Source organism: Paracoccus rhizosphaerae (assembly GCF_026162645.1).
GTDB lineage: Bacteria > Pseudomonadota > Alphaproteobacteria > Rhodobacterales > Rhodobacteraceae > Paracoccus > Paracoccus rhizosphaerae.
In genome coordinates this window covers 21,707-36,679 of record NZ_JAOTBE010000005.1, presented here as the reverse complement: position 1 = coordinate 36,679, position 14,973 = coordinate 21,707, and the positions used below count along the sequence as shown (strand labels likewise).

The 14,973-nt window shown below is 66.6% G+C and carries 13 protein-coding genes; 10 read left to right on the top strand and 3 right to left on the bottom strand.

The genetic code is table 11. From position 1 onward, the window contains the following. The first annotated feature begins 36 nt into the window (after nt 1–36). Genes OC184_RS03605 through OC184_RS03590 form a run of 4 tightly spaced genes read left to right on the top strand, consistent with a single transcriptional unit; the run spans nt 37 to nt 6,057 of the window. Nucleotides 37–561: a 2Fe-2S iron-sulfur cluster-binding protein gene (locus OC184_RS03605; RefSeq protein WP_265505827.1), complete on the top strand. Its 525-nt coding sequence runs from the start codon at nt 37–39 to the stop codon at nt 559–561. Continuing rightward, the gene (locus OC184_RS03600) at nt 558–1,520 is read left to right on the top strand and encodes an FAD binding domain-containing protein (RefSeq protein ID WP_265505826.1); all 963 of its coding nucleotides are present in this window, start codon (nt 558–560) and stop codon (nt 1,518–1,520) included. The genes OC184_RS03605 and OC184_RS03600 overlap by 4 nt, the downstream gene beginning before the upstream one ends. A gap of 2 nt (nt 1,521–1,522) precedes the next feature. Next, nucleotides 1,523–3,733, top strand: a complete 2,211-nt coding sequence (locus OC184_RS03595; protein ID WP_265505825.1) for a xanthine dehydrogenase family protein molybdopterin-binding subunit — start codon at nt 1,523–1,525, stop codon at nt 3,731–3,733. 38 nt (nt 3,734–3,771) lie between these two features. Then, nucleotides 3,772–6,057 carry an FdhF/YdeP family oxidoreductase gene (locus OC184_RS03590; RefSeq protein WP_265505824.1) on the top strand — a complete coding sequence of 762 codons (2,286 nt, stop codon included), beginning with the start codon at nt 3,772–3,774 and terminating at the stop codon, nt 6,055–6,057. Here OC184_RS03590 and OC184_RS03585 read toward each other — a convergent pair. Continuing rightward, nucleotides 6,054–6,530 carry a MarR family winged helix-turn-helix transcriptional regulator gene (locus OC184_RS03585; protein ID WP_265505823.1) on the bottom strand — a complete coding sequence of 159 codons (477 nt, stop codon included), beginning with the start codon at nt 6,528–6,530 and terminating at the stop codon, nt 6,054–6,056. The two genes, OC184_RS03590 and OC184_RS03585, sit on opposite strands and share 4 nt — an antisense overlap. 171 nt (nt 6,531–6,701) lie before the next feature. Here OC184_RS03585 and OC184_RS03580 point away from each other — a divergent pair, with 171 nt between their 5' ends. Then, complete coding sequence (locus OC184_RS03580; RefSeq protein WP_265505822.1) at nt 6,702–7,889, top strand: hypothetical protein; 1,188 nt, start codon at nt 6,702–6,704, stop codon at nt 7,887–7,889. Continuing rightward, nucleotides 7,886–9,142 carry a Zn-dependent hydrolase gene (locus OC184_RS03575; protein WP_265505821.1) on the top strand — a complete coding sequence of 419 codons (1,257 nt, stop codon included), beginning with the start codon at nt 7,886–7,888 and terminating at the stop codon, nt 9,140–9,142. Before OC184_RS03580 ends, OC184_RS03575 begins: the two co-directional genes overlap by 4 nt. Nucleotides 9,143–9,323: 181 nt before the next feature. Here the strand turns inward: OC184_RS03575 and OC184_RS03570 are convergent, their stop codons facing one another. Further along, a complete protein-coding gene (locus tag OC184_RS03570; RefSeq protein ID WP_265505820.1) occupies nt 9,324–10,070 on the bottom strand; it encodes a Bax inhibitor-1/YccA family protein in 747 nt (248 codons plus the stop codon). A gap of 104 nt (nt 10,071–10,174) precedes the next feature. Continuing rightward, entirely contained in the window at nt 10,175–11,143 is a 969-nt protein-coding gene (locus OC184_RS03565; protein ID WP_265505819.1) for an NADPH:quinone oxidoreductase family protein, read from the bottom strand. Nucleotides 11,144–11,333: 190 nt separating this feature from the next. Between OC184_RS03565 and OC184_RS03560 the strand changes: the two genes are divergently transcribed. The 4 genes from OC184_RS03560 (at nt 11,334) to OC184_RS03545 (ending at nt 14,579) form a co-directional block, all read left to right on the top strand. Further along, the gene (locus tag OC184_RS03560; protein WP_265505818.1) at nt 11,334–11,693 is read left to right on the top strand and encodes a helix-turn-helix domain-containing protein; all 360 of its coding nucleotides are present in this window, start codon (nt 11,334–11,336) and stop codon (nt 11,691–11,693) included. A gap of 135 nt (nt 11,694–11,828) precedes the next feature. Then, nucleotides 11,829–12,614 carry a histidinol-phosphatase gene (gene hisN, locus OC184_RS03555; protein WP_265505817.1) on the top strand — a complete coding sequence of 262 codons (786 nt, stop codon included), beginning with the start codon at nt 11,829–11,831 and terminating at the stop codon, nt 12,612–12,614. Between the two features lie 34 nt (nt 12,615–12,648). Continuing rightward, nucleotides 12,649–14,043: a magnesium transporter gene (mgtE, locus tag OC184_RS03550; protein ID WP_265505816.1), complete on the top strand. Its 1,395-nt coding sequence runs from the start codon at nt 12,649–12,651 to the stop codon at nt 14,041–14,043. After that, the gene (locus tag OC184_RS03545) at nt 14,040–14,579 is read left to right on the top strand and encodes a 5-formyltetrahydrofolate cyclo-ligase (protein ID WP_265505815.1); all 540 of its coding nucleotides are present in this window, start codon (nt 14,040–14,042) and stop codon (nt 14,577–14,579) included. The genes mgtE and OC184_RS03545 overlap by 4 nt, the downstream gene beginning before the upstream one ends. The last annotated feature ends 394 nt before the right edge of the window (nt 14,580–14,973 follow it).

The window sequence follows — 14,973 nt, the reverse complement described above, 5'->3', positions numbered from 1 at the left end:
CTTCGGGTACCCAGCAAGCGGACCATGGAGCAGCCGATGGCGCAAAGCCCCGCAGCCAGGATTGCCGTCAACGGCGTCACCTATGAATTCGACGGCGATGTCCGGCGCAGCCTTCTGGACTTCCTGCGCCGCGACCTTGGCCTGACTGGCACCAAGAAGGGCTGCGACCACGGCCAATGCGGCGCCTGCACCGTGATGGTGAACGGACGCCGGATCAATTCCTGCCTTAGCCTCGCCGTGATGCATGACGGAGACGAGGTCACCACCATCGAGGGCCTGGGCGCGGCGGACAATCTGTCGGCGCTGCAAAAGGCCTTCGTGTCGCACGACGGCTTCCAGTGCGGCTATTGCACCCCCGGCCAGATCTGTTCCGCCGCCGCCATGATGGAGGAGATCCGCGAGGGCTGGCCCAGCTTTGCTTCGGAAGATGTGGCGGGCAGGGTGCATCTGGACGACGAGGAGATCCGCGAACGGATGAGCGGCAACCTCTGCCGCTGCGGGGCCTATGCCAACATCCTGACCGCGATCAAGGAAGTCATGGAAAGCGGGGCCAAGCCATGAAGGCCTTCGACTATGCCCGCGCCACCGACCTGTCGGATGCCATAGGCGCATCGGGCTGCCTTATTGCCGGCGGGACGAACCTGCTGGACCTGATGAAGCTGGAGGTCGAGACGCCTTCGGCATTGGTGGACATCACGCGGATCGGCCTGAACGAGATTGTACCCGAAGGCGACGGCCTGCGCATCGGAGCGCTGGTCACCAATGCCGCCTGTGCCGCCGATCCTGCCGTGCGGCGCGGCTGGCCGCTCTTGTCACGGGCGATTCTGGCGGGAGCCAGCCCGCAATTGCGCAACAAAGCCACTACGGCGGGGAACCTCTGCCAGCGCACACGGTGCAGCTATTTCATGGACAACCGCTCTGCCTGTAACAAGCGGCAGCCGGGGTCCGGGTGCGCGGCCATCGGCGGGATCAACCGCAACCATGCGATCCTGGGTACGTCGGACGCCTGCATCGCCACCTATCCCGGCGACATGGCCGTGGCGCTGGCCGCCCTCGGCGCCCAGGTCGAGATCGAAGGTCCGGGCGGCACCCGCCACATTCCGGTAGCCGACTTCCACCGCCTGCCCGGCGAAGATCCCTCACGCGACAACGTGCTGGAGGTCGGAGAGGTCATCACTGCCGTCCTGCTGCCGGCGCCGGTCGAGGCGCGGCAGATCTACCGCAAGGTCCGGGACAGGGCATCCTATGCCTTCGCGCTGGTGTCCGTGGCGGCGGTCCTGCGCATGCAGGACGGTGCCATCGCGCAGGCGAAGCTGGCCTTCGGCGGCGTCGCGCACAAGCCCTGGATCGACCCGCGCGTCGACAGCCTGCTGGTGGGCGAGACACCCTCGAAGGCGCTGTTCGACAAGGCCGCCGACCTGCTGCTGGAAGGCGCAGAGGGTCAGGGCGGCAACGACTTCAAGATCCCGCTGGCGCGCCGCACCTTGGCTGCCGTGCTGGCCGAAGCCACTGCGGAGTGACCATGAAGGACAGCTATGACAGCCCCGACGATCGCAACCTGCTGGATCAGACCCGTCAGGGTGTGATCGGACAGCCGCTGGACCGTCCAGAAGGGCGCCTGAAGGTGGCCGGGCAGGCGCCCTATGCCGCTGAATACGACCGCCCCGATTGCGCCGAAGGCGTCCTTGTCGGCGCGACAATCACCAAGGGCCGCGTGAAGGCGATCAACCGTGACGCAGTTCTGGGCATGCCGGGCGTTCTGGCGGTGTTTTCGGCCCCCGAGATGCTGCGCCGTGCCGCGCAGGGCGGCGCCGGAGAGGCGCCCATGCAGGACGTGCGGCAGGTGGAGTTCCCGCTGCAGCCCATCGCGCTGGTGGTGGCCGAGACGTTCGAACAGGCGACCCATGCTGCGAAGGCCCTTGTCGTCGAATATGACGACCAGTCGTCGAAGGCGGTCCTGGTGCCCTCGCCCGGCCGGGCCGAACCGGCCAAGGACCCGACCGAGAACGGCGATCTGGAGGGGGCGCTGAAGGATGCGGCCCATGTGGTGGACGTGACTTACACCACGCCCGGCCACGCCAGCGCCGCGATGGAGCCGCATGCCGCCATCGCGGAGTGGGACGGCGACAGCCTGACGCTGCATGGCAGCCTGCAGATGGTCAAGTACAACGTCGACGAACTGGCCGACAGCGTCGGCATCCCGTCAGACAGGGTGCGGATCGTGTCGGCCTATGTCGGCGGGGGGTTCGGGTCGAAACTTGGCATCTCTCACGAGGCGGTGGCGGCGACCATCGCGTCGCGGCAGCTGGGCCGCCCGGTACGGGTCGTGATGACCCGTCAGCAGGTCTTCCAGGCGGTCATGCGGCGGTCCGAGACCGTGCAGCGCATCCGCCTTGGCGCTGACTCCGACGGTCGCCTGACCGCCTTGGGCCACGAGGCCTTCGTGTCGAACCTGCCCGAGGAGTCGTTTTCGGAGCCCGTTTTGCAGGCGACGCAGTTCCTCTATGGCGGAGAAAACAGGCGGCTGACACTGAACATCTCGCGCATCAACCGGCTGACCGCCGGATCGGTGCGGGCACCGGGTGAAGCCGTGGGCATGCCGGCACTGGAATCCGCCATGGACGAGCTGGCCGTCGCGCTTCATCTGGACCCGGTCGAGCTGCGCAAGCGCAATGTGCCGGATCAGGTGCCGGGCGAGGGCACCCCCTATTCTTCGCGCAAGCTTGTCGAGGCGCTGGACGCCGGCGCCCGCGCCTTCGGGTGGGACCGTCGCAGGCCTTTGCCGTGCCAGCAGCGCGAAGGCGAATGGTGGATCGGCATGGGCATGGCCTCGGCCGCCCGCGTCAACATCCTGGCGAAGGCCGAGGCGCGCGTGACCCTTCGCGGCGACGGCACGGTTCTGGTGGAGACCGACCAGACTGACATCGGCACCGGCAGCTATGCCATCCTTGGCCAGATCGCGGCCGAGATGCTGGGCCAGCCCATCGAGCGCACGAGCGTCCATTTGGGCGACAGCCTGTTCCCGCAGGGCGCCGGGTCCGGCGGCAGCTGGGCCGCAAGCTCGACCGGGTCCGCCGTCTTCCGGGCCTGCGAGGCGATCCGGGCGGAACTGGCCCGCGGCCTGAACTGTGCGCCGGACGACCTGCAGTTGCGCGACGGCATGGCCTGGGTCGAGGGAACCGAGCCGCGTCCTGTGACCGACTTGATGGACGGCGACATCGCCAGGATCGGGCGGATCGAGCCCGGTGAGCTGATGGAGAAGGTCAAGCAGGCCACCTATGGCGCCTTCTTCTGCGAGGTCGCGGTCAATGCCTTCACCGGAGAGACGCGGGTCCGCCGCATGACCGGCGCCTTCGGCTTCGGCCGCGTGCTGAACGCCAAGACCGCCCGGTCGCAGTGCCTGGGCGGCATGGTCTGGGGTATCGGCATGGCCCTGACCGAGGAGTTGCAATTCGACCACCGCGACGGCCACCTGACCAACCACGACCTGGCCGAATATCACGTCCCCGTCCACCGCGACATACCCGAAATGGAGGTCCTGCTGATCGAGGAACGCGATGCCGCGGCCTCGCCCCTGCAGGCCAAGGGTGTGGGAGAGCTGGGCATTTGCGGCGCGGCAGGCGCGGTGGCCAATGCCATCTACAACGCCTGTGGCGTCCGGCTGCGGGACTTTCCGATGACCCCCGACAAGCTGCTGGCGGATCTGCCCGATCCCTTCGCCGGCCCGACCTGAAACGGCAACCCGCTTGCCCACAGCCGAAGGTGACCCCGATGGCCAAGGACCTATCCGAGGAAGATGCAGCCGCCGACATTCCCGTCGCAGGTTATGACGGGCCGGTGGGCGGCTGGGGTTCGGCCGAGGGCATGGCGAAGGTCGCCAAGACGGCGCGCAGCAGCCCCGGCGCGCTTCAGACGCTGAAGAGGCAGAACAAGCCCGGCGGCTACATGTGCTGCTCTTGCGCATGGGCCAAGCCGCCAAACCCGCACGTGGCCGAGTTCTGCGAGAACGGTGCGAAGGCCACGCTGTGGGACCTGACAACCGCCCGCTGCGGGCCGGACTTCTTCCGCGATCACAAGGTGTCCGACCTGGTCACATGGGAGGAGCACGACCTGGAGCGTCAGGGCCGCCTGACGCATCCCATGCGCTATGACGCCGCCAGCGACCGCTATGTCGAAACGAGCTGGGACGAGGCTTTCGCCGCCATCGGCGCCGAGTTGCGGCGGCTGGACCCCAAGAAGGTGACGTTCTACGTCTCGGGCAAGGCGGGGCTCGAGGCGTCCTATCTCTATGGGCTGTTCGCCCGCGCCTACGGGCACACGAACCTGCCCGACAGTTCGAACATGTGCCACGAGACCACCTCGGTCGGGCTGAAGAAGGTGATTGGATCGCCCGTCGGGACCTGTGTGCTGGACGATCTGGAACATTGCGACATGATCATCCATGTTGGCCAGAATCCCGGCACCAACAGCCCCCGCATCCTGCACCCGTTCCAGAAGGCGGCCGAGCGGGGATGCCACATCGTCGCGATCAACCCGCTGCGCGAGAAGGGGCTGCTGGAGTTCGCGAACCCGCAGAACCCCTGGCAGATGAGCCTGGGAGCGCCGACCGAGATTTCGGACCGCTACCTGCAGGTGCGGACGGGCGGGGATATCGCGGCCCTGACCGGCATCGCCAAGCACGTTCTTGCGCTGGAGGATACCGATGGTGGCGTCCTAGACCACGCCTTCCTGGCCGAACATTGCGCCGGGCTGGACGAGTGGATGGACTGGGTCCGCGCGACGCCCTGGGGTCGGCTGGAGGCCGTCAGCGGCCTTTCACGTGCCGAGATGGAAGGCGTCGGCACCCTCTATGCCCGCTCCAAGGCCGTCATCGGCATCTATGGCATGGGCGTCACGCAGCATGTCCACGGCTCGGACGCGATCGGCGCGCTGGTGAACCTGCTGCTGCTGCGCGGGAACATCGGGCGGAAAGGCGCGGGATGTTCGCCGGTGCGCGGTCATTCCAACGTCCAGGGTCAGCGCACTGTCGGCATCACTGAAAAGCCCAAGCTTGTCCCGAACGACAAGCTGCGCGAGATGTTCGGGATCGAGCCGCCCGAGGAGCCCGGCTGGAATACCGTCGAATTCGTCGAGGCGCTGCTGGCGGGCCAGGCGCAGGGCTATGTTGGCTTGGGCGGCAACTTGGCGCGGGCGGTGCCCGATCAGGACCGGGTGACCGAGGTCTGGGGCCGAATGCCGCTGACCGTCCACATCGCCACGCGCCTGAACCGGACGCACCTGATGCCGGGCCGGTCCGCATGGCTGCTGCCCTGCCTCGTACGGTCCGAGGAGGACCTTCAGAACGGCACCAGCCAGCAGATCACCATGGAAGACAGCTTCAGCCACATCTATGGCTCGATCGGCAAGCGCGAGCCCGCCAGCCCGCATCTGAAGTCAGAGGTCGCGATCGTTGCAGGGCTGGCCGCCGCGACCGTCCAGGCGAACCCGCGGCTGGCCTGGGACGACTGGTCGGGGGATTACGTCCAGGTCCGGTCGCTGATCGAGGCGACCTATCCTGACGAATTCCACGATTTCGAGGCCCGGATGAACCAGCCCGGCGGCTTCTATCGCGGCAACCCCGCGCGCGAGCGAGTCTGGAAGACCGAGACCGGCAAGGCGCAGTTCACCGTGCCCGCCGATCTGGACGCTACCGGCCTGGCTGACGGCGACGGCGTGTACCGGCTGATGACGCTGCGGTCGAACGACCAGTTCAACACGACGATCTATGGCATGTCGGATCGCCTGCGCGGGATCGAGGGCGACCGCATGCTGGTGATGATGTCGCCCGACGACATCGAGGCCGAGGGCCTGCGGCCGGGCCAGCGCATCGCCCTGACGGGAGCCGCCGATGACGGGGTGCCGCGCCGCGTGGACGGGCTGCGGATCGTGGCCTACGACCTGCCGCGAGGCTGCATCGCCGGGTATTTCCCCGAACTGAACCCGCTGTCGCCGCTGTCCCGCCACGACCTGCTGTCGAAGACGCCCGCGTCCAAGGGCATCCCGGTGCGTCTTGCCTAATCCGGCATCGCTTCGGACCGCGTCAGAAGCGGCCCGGCGGCGATCTTGTGGCAAAGCGCCACGAACTGGCGCCGCTCATCCTCCGTCAGGACACCGAAGACCTCGGCCTGGCGGGCCCGCGCCGTGGCCAGGATCTCCGCCAGCAGCGCGGTGCCCTCGGCGGTCGGGTGGAGGCGCTTGGCGCGCCCGTCATGGGGGTCGTCCTCGATCCGGATCAGTTCGCGCGACTGCAGCAGCGACACCGCGCGGCTGATGGTATTCTGCGGGCGCGGCAGCAACCGCTGCACGTCCCGCGCCAGAAGTCCCGGAAACCGGTCGATTACATAGAGCGCCGACCAGCACTGCACGGGCATCCGATAGCGCCGTTCGATGTGCCGGTTCGTGACCTGGTTGTTCGCCAGCACGATATAGCTGACCGACATCAGTTCCTGCAGGTCAGATCCCAGCAGTTCGTCAAGCATCCTGTCAGGCATCGTCGTCCCCTTGCACGGCCCCACTCTGGCGCTTTCGGCAGGGCGTCACAATTGCGCATTGCGAACTATATCCAGATGGATCAATGTTGCCACGACGGCTGGCGCAGCCACGCTTCATGGCGTCCTGCCGCCGCGCGTCTTGAAATAATCTGACCCGAAAGGCTTGGACCCATGCCGCAATTGCTGGCCTTCTCGCTTCTTTCGCTGATCCTGTGGATCGGCGACGTCGTCTCGACCCGGACCCGGTCATGGCTTCCGTCGGTCTTCGTCTGCGCGATCCTGTTCCTCGCAGGCTACTGGACCTTCTTCCCCGAGGACATTGTTCAGACCGCCGGCTTCCAGACGCCGATCGTCTTCCTGGCGATGTACCTGCTGATCACCAACATGGGCACGCTGCTGTCGGTGAAGGAACTGGGGCGGCAGTGGCGGACGGTGGTCATCGCGCTGTCGGGCATCGCCGGGATCGTGGCGCTGCTGTTCACGGCCGGGCTTCTGGTGCTGGACTGGCAGACCGTCGTCGTGGGCACGCCGCCGCTGGTGGGCGGGGTCGTCGCGTCGCTGATCATGTCGCAGGCGGCCGCCGATGCGGGGCTGCAGGCGCTGTCGGTGCTGGCCATCCTGATCTATGTCATGCAGGGCTTCGCAGGCTATCCGCTGACAGCCATCATGCTCAAGCGAGAGGGGCGGCGCGTCCTGTCGCTGCACCGCGAAGGCCGCTGGAGCGCCAAGGCACCGCAGGCCGAAACGACCGAAGTCCCGCGCCCGCCGCGCCTGTTCGGCGCCATGCCGGTGGCCTATGACACCGTCTATTTCAAGCTGCTGCGCCTCGGTGCCGTCGCCTTGGCTGCCTGGGGTGTGTCGGAACTGGTCAAGCCCGCCTTCGCGGTCAGCCCCTTCGTGCTGTGTCTGATCTTCGGCGTCATCGCCACGTCGGTCGGGCTGCTCGAGCGTGAGCCGCTGCGCAAGTCCAACGCCTTCGGCTTCACCATCCTGATCCTGATGGTCTTCATCTTCGACGGCTTGAAGCGCGCTACCCCCGAGATGCTGCTGGACCTGGCCGTCCCGCTGGTCGCAATCATCGGCATCGGTCTGGTCGGCATGTATGTCGCCTCGTTCATCGTGGGGCGGATCCTGGGTGCGACGCCGGCGATGGCCTTTGCCTGTTCGCTGACCGCGCTTTACGGGTTTCCGGCGGACTACATCATCACCAAGGACGTGATCGACACGCTGACCGACGACGCGTCCGAGCGCGAGGTGTTGACCGCGCATCTGCTGCCACCGATGCTGGTGGCGGGTTTCGTGACCGTGACGATGGTCTCGGTCGTCCTGGCGGGTATCTTCGTGGGGTTGATCGCATGACCGGTTATGCAGATGTCGCGCGCGTCGAGGCGATGATCCAGGGGATCGACCAGTTCAACGCGACGCCGGGGCAGGGCACGACGCGCCTGACCTATAGCCCGGAATATGCGGGCGCGCGTGATTACGTCATCGACCAGATGCTGCAGGGGGGCCTCTCGGTGCGCCAGGATGCGGTCGGCAATGTCTTCGGCCGGATCGAGGGGTCGCAGCCCGACTTGGCGCCGATCCTTGTCGGCTCGCACCTGGATTCGGTTCCGAACGGGGGGCGCTTCGACGGCCCCGCAGGCGTCGTCGCGGGGCTGGAGACCGCGTTCCTGTTCCGCGACCTGGGTCTTGTTCCGGAACGTCCTATCGAGGTGATCGCCCTGATCGAGGAGGAGGGCTCCCGTTTCGGTGGCGGCCTGATGGGGTCGCGGCTGCTGACCGGCCAGCTTGACGCAGCCAGCCTTCACGACCTGCGCGACGACGATGGCGTTTCGGCGGCCGAGGCGATGACTGCCTTCGGCCTCGACCCGTTGCAGGCGGGGCAGGCGGTGCTTCAGCCCGGCTCGGTCCACGCCTTCTTGGAACTGCATATCGAGCAGGGTCCCGTGCTCGAGGCCGAGCGCAAGGACGTCGCCATCGTCGACCGGATCGTCGGGCTGGCCCAGCTGAAGGTGACGGTCCGCGGCAAGGCCGGTCACGCCGGCACAACGCCCATGGATGCACGGCAGGACGCGCTGACCGGCGCGGTGGCGATCCTGTCGCAGCTGCCCGATCTGGCGCGGCAGGTGGGTCGCGGCTCCGTCCTGACGGTCGGCAAGCTGGAGGTGCTGCCGGGCGGCGCCAACGTGATCCCGGATCTGGTCAGCTTCACCGTCGATCTGCGCGCCCCGCAGGAGGACGATGTCATGCGCCTGATCGAGATGACGCGCGCAGCCGCCGCACGGGCAGCCGGGAACGGCCTGACCTGCGACGTGGAGCAGCAGCTGTATGCCCCGCCGACGCCGATGTCGGCACAGATCCATGCCGCGCTGTCCGCGCAGGCCGAAGCTCTGGGGCTGTCGCAGCGCGAGATGGTCAGCGGTGCGGGGCATGATGCCATGATCATGGCGCGCTTCGCCCCCACCGGGTTGGTCTTCGTCCCCAGCCGAGGCGGCATCTCTCATGCGCCCGAGGAGTGGACGGATTTCGCTCAACTCGCCCGCGGCATCGACGTGATCTTCGCCACGATCCGCCAGATGTCCCGCGCCCGCCCCGACCCGGCAACGTGATCCGGACGCCCGTCTCGCCGGGTGCCAAGGGCATCTTCTGTTTCGTCGGGTGGCACGCTCAGCTCGGGTTCTCGGGCGCTTTCCATGGCAGTGACCACAGGTGCCACAACGCATCGGACGGCCAAACAAAAACCCGCCAGCTGAGGCTGGCGGGTTTGGAAGATCTGCTCTGCCCGGGGGGTTACTCGCGGTTGCCCATGAACTGCAGCAGGAACATGAACAGGTTCAGGAAGTCGAGGTACAGGCGAAGGGCGCCCATGATCGCGCTCTTGCCGATGAAGTCGGAATCCGAACTTGCCATCTGGAGGTAGGTGTTCTTGATGTTCTGCGTATCATAGGCGGTCAGGCCGGCGAAGATCAGCACGCCGATGACCGAGATCGCGAACTGCATCGCTGGCGACTGCATGAAGATGTTCACGATCGACGCCACGATCAGGCCGATCAGGCCCATGATCAGGAAGCTGCCCCAACCCGAAATATCCTTCTTGGTCGTATAGCCCCAGAGCGACAGGCCCGCGAAGGCAATCGCGGTCACCAGGAAGGTCTGGACGATCGACACGCCGGTATAGACCAGGAAGATCGAGCTGATCGACAGGCCCATCAGCGCGGCGAAGCCATAGAACATGAAGGTGGCGGCCGAGACCGACAGGCGGTTCAGCGCGGCGCCGAAGGCGAAGACCATCAGCAGCGGGGCGAACATGATCACCCAGCGGAGCGGCGACGTATAGATTGCAGCGCCCAGTGCGGTCAGCTGTCCTTCCGGTGTCACCGCGCCGGCTGCGATGCCATAAGCTGCGACGGCGGTCACACCCATCCCGACCGCCATCAGCCCATAAACCTTGTTCATGTAGGCCCGCAGGCCCTCGTCGACGACCGCCCTGCGGGCGCCGACGCCCTGCGCGGTGCGGTAAGTGTTGTAATCTGCCATCGAACTCTCCCCTGAAAGGCACGCCGGTTCCCGCCCGGCCTGAGCAGAATATTGGACCAATAAGACGCCAATTCAATGCCTCGGCTGCGTCAAATCGTCCATTATCACAAGGTGATGACAACTTTTCCGACGCTCTTGCGCTCTCGCAGGAGGGCGTAGCCCTCGGCCAGCCGTCCAAGCGGCAGGACGGCGCCGGCGACGGGGTTCAGGTGCCCCTGGTCGAACATGCCGAACAGCTCTGACATGCTGCGCCGCAGGGCGTCCGGGTCCAGCCTGCTGTATCCGCCCCAGTAGAAGCCGTGGATCGCGATATTCTTGACCAGCGCGTGGTTCAGGGGCAGGGCCGGTGGCCTGCCGCCGGCAAAACCGATGACCAGGAAGCGCCCGCCGGGGCGCAGCGCGCGGAAAGCCGCCTCTCCTGTCGTGTCGCCCACGGCGTCATAGACGACATCGGCCCCGCCCAGTTCGCGCAAGGCGGCCCGCAGGTCGGGGCAGTCAGCGCTGTCGATGACCTCGTCCGCGCCGGCCTTTGCCACGGTGCGCAACCTGTCGGCACCGCGCGCGATGCCGATGACACGGGCGCCGATGGCATGCCCGATCTCGACCGCGGTCAGGCCCACGCCTCCGGCGGCACCCGTCACGACAAGCGTCTGGCCGGGTTGCAGATCGCCGCGGCCGACCAGCGCCAGATGACTTGTCCCATAAGCCACCTGGAAACCCGCCGCCTGTTCGAAGCTCATCCCGTCCGGGATCGGCTGGACGGCGCTGGCGGGCACGGCCACGACCTCGGCCAAGGTGCCAGGGGCGGAGACGGCCACGCGGGTGCCTTGGGCCAGCCCGCTGTCCCCGGGGGCACTGAGGACGGTGCCCGCACCTTCCAGGCCGGGAATGAACGGAGGATCGGCCGCTTCTTGGTATTGCCCCTGGGCTTTCAGCAGATCCGCGAAATTCAGCGCCGCCGCAGCCATCCTGACCAGCACCCGGTCACTGCCCGCAGCGGGCGGTTCCCCCCGGACCACGACCGGGTCGGTTCCCAACGCTTCGACCCGCGCCACCCGAATCATTTCTGTCATATTCCCTCCGAAAGGCCGCCACCGAAGCTTGGTCAGTTGGCCGATGAAGTCAAACGCCGCGCCCGGATTGCGCCAAAGGCCCGGCTTGGACCTGTCCTTTTGGGCAGAATGGAGGTGATTAACTATGTTGACACTCGATAAGTGTGCGACCCTGCGCTACCGCTCTTTTAGATTGCAAGGGGTTGCGGCAATGAAGCACAGTGTAGATGTTCATGTTGGTAAGCGTATCCGCCATCGCCGTTGGATGATTGGAATGACCCAACAACAGCTGGCCGACAAGGTTGGCATCAAGTTCCAGCAGATCCAGAAGTACGAAACCGGCATGAACCGGGTTTCGGCCTCGCGTCTGTGGGATATCGCGCAGGCGGTCGACGTTCCGGTCAGCTTCTTCTTCGAAGGGCTGCACGAGGGCGACGTGCCCGGCATGGTCGAAGGCGATATCTTCGCCGACAAGGAGGCGCTGCAGCTGGTCCGCGCCTACTATACCATGCCCGAGGCGCAGCGCCGCCAGATCTTCGAGCTGGCGCGCGTCCTTTCGGTCGCGGCATAGAGGCCGGAACCGCCAGAAGGCGGGTGACCGCGCAGTCGTCCGGCGATGCGTGACCGTCGGACGACAATTTCGAAAGCCTGCTGGCCCCCGCTGGCGTGACGGGTTACACCCCGTCTGAAACGTCAGGGGGCCAGCATGAAGGACGCAGCACAGATCATCCGCACCGCCCACGACATGGCCGATGCAGCCCGTGCCGCCATCCTGCCGCTGTTCCGCAGCGCTGACCTGATCACCAACAACAAGCGTCCCGCGGATTTCGACCCGGTGACGCAGGCCGACCGCGCTGCCGAGACGGCAATGCGCGACGTGCTGGCCCGTCAGCGCCCCGACGATGCCATTCTGGGCGAGGAATTCGGGGGCAGCACCGGCACCACCGGGCTGACATGGATCCTTGACCCCATCGACGGTACGCGGGCCTTCCTGTGCGGTGCGCCCAGCTGGGGCGTCCTGATCGGCCTGTCGGACGGGCAGGCCATCAGATACGGCATGATCGACCAGCCCTATACGGGCGAGCGCTTCGAAGGCGGGCTTGGGCGCGCGCGGATGACTGCTCCGATGGGTGACCGCGATCTGAGGGTGCGGGGTGGTGTCGGGCTGGACGCCGCGGTCCTGATGACGACGTTCCCCGAAGTCGGCGATGCGGCCGAACATGCCGCCTTCCGGCGCGTCGCCGACCGCGTGCGGCTGACGCGTTACGGGCTGGACTGCTATGCCTATGCGCTGCTGGCCTTGGGGCAGATCGATCTTGTGATCGAGGCCGGGCTGCAGCCCTACGACATCGCTGGTCCCCTGGCCGTGGTCGAAGCGGCCGGCGGCATCGTCACCAATTGGCAGGGCGGGCCCGCGGCCGAGGGTGGCCAGGTGGTCGCCGCCGCCTCGGCGCACCTGCACGAACAGGCGCTGGCGCTTCTGGCGGGCTAGGCCCGATGTCTGAAATTCAAGCGACGGGGGCATGATGGCCGACGACAGCCAGCGCAACGAAGCTCAGTTCGAACAGGACGAGGATGATTTCGGCCCCAACGCAGAGTTGCTGGCCCAGATCGATGCGGCCATCGACGCCGGTGACAGTGACGCGCTGAACGCCTCGCTGGAGCCGATGCATGCGGCCGACATCGCCGACCTGATCGAGCGGCTGGCGGCGCCGCGTCGGCGAACGTTCCTGGAGCTTTATGCCCGGCAGATCGACGGCGAGATCCTGTCCGAGATCGACGAGTCGATCCGCGAGGACGTGATCGAGCAGATGCCGCGAGAGGTCCTGGCCGAAGCGGTCCGAGAGATGGACAGCGACGACGTCGTCGACCTGGTCGAGGACCTGGATCAGTCGGACCGTGACCAAATCTTGGCCGCGCTGGATGCGGGCGACCGGGCGGCGGTCCAGCAGTCGCTGGCCTATCCCGAATACTCCGCCGGCCGGCTGATGCAATCCGAGGTGGTGACGGCGCCAGAGCATTGGACCGTCGGCCAGACGATCAGGTTCCTGCAGTCCGAGGAATGGCTGCCCGAGCAGTTCTATCACGTGATCCTGGTGGACCCGCGCCGCCACGCCACAGGCTATGTGACCTTGGGGCGGCTGCTGGCGTCGCGCCATGACACGATGCTGCGCGACCTGGCCGAGGACAGCTTCCGCACCATCAGCGCCTATGCCGAGGAAGGCGACGTCGCCTATGTCTTCAACCAGTATCACCTCATCTCGGCCCCGGTGGTGGACCGTCACGACCGTCTGGTCGGCGTGATCACCATCGACGACGCCATGGCGATCCTGGACGAAGAGCACGAGGAGGACATCCTGAGGCTGGCGGGCGTCGGCGACGAATCCACGATCAACGACACCGTGCTGCAGACTGTCGGGCAGCGCGTGCCCTGGCTGGGCGCCAACATCGTGACCGCCCTGGCGGCCGCCAGCGTCATAGCGATCTTCGAAAGTGCGATCGCCCAACTGGTCGCCCTGGCCGTCCTGATGCCGATCGTCGCCTCGATGGGTGGCAATGCCGGGACGCAAACGCTGACGGTGGCGGTGCGGGGCTTGGCGACCCGTGACCTGTCGCGGTCGAACGCCGTCCGCGTCGTGCGCCGCGAGGTGACAGTCGGGCTGATCAACGGGGCGATCTTCGGCGTGGTGATGGCCGGAATCACCATGCTCTGGTTCGGGGATCCGGGTCTGGCGACGGTCATCGGCCTGGCGATGATCGTGAACCTGTTGGTGGCGGCGCTGGCCGGGATCCTCATCCCGCTGGCGCTGAACAAGCTTGGGGCAGACCCGGCGCTGGCGTCAGGGACGTTCGTGACGATGATGACCGACGTGATCGGCTTTCTGGCATTTCTGGGTCTTGCGACGGCGGTGCTGCTATGACGACGACGAAGCAGGAGTTGCGCGCGCAGGCGTTGGTCGCGCGCGCGCAGGGCGGCGACGATGCGGCGCTGGACCGCCACCTGCAGGCGGCGCTGGCACCATTTGCCGGCATGGTGCTGGCCGGATACTGGCCGATGCGCGGCGAGGCGGACCCCCGCCCTGCCATGCGGGCGCATGAAGGTCCCGTGGTCCTTCCGGTCGTGCCGGGCCACGCGCAGCCGCTGCTGTTCAGGCTGTGGGACGGGCGCGATCTGGTGCCCGGATCCTTCGGCACCTCTCACCCGCCTGAAGACGCGCCGCAGATGCGCCCCGACGTGCTGATCGTGCCGCTGGCGGGCTTCGACGCAGATGGCAACCGGCTGGGATATGGCGGCGGCTTCTATGACCGAACGCTGGAGGTGCTGCGCGAATCAGGACCGGCGGCGGCCATCGGCCTGGCCTATGCCTGCCAGGAACTGCCCATGATTCCGGCAGAGCCGTTCGATCAGCCGCTGGACATGATCGTGACGGACCGCGGGGTGCGAGAATTTCGCTGAAGACGCAGGAATGTGGCGGATTTGCAACCGCTGTGCGCAACCTGCGGATGAGGGCGGGATAAGCCTGTGGAAAGTCGCTGAACTGGCTGATGCATCGGCCTGCATTCGCAGAAGAAATGCCGTTGCAGCTGGGTCTGGCATGAAAACCGCGTGGCGGTCTGTGCGCGAATCTGCGGCGCTGCGGCATAGCCTGATGTCAACGAGGAAGCGCCTGCGCGAGAGTAAAAATACCTGTTGAACTGTTGCCAAGACACCGTCACCTTGTGGCAAGAGGCCAGAATGGCACCAGATGTAGTGGAACCTGACGGTTCTGATACAAGCGCGATCCGAACCGATCCTTGCGGCGGGGCCTGCCCCGTTAAAGCCCTTTGGCGGTTGCCGGAGGCGGGGATCC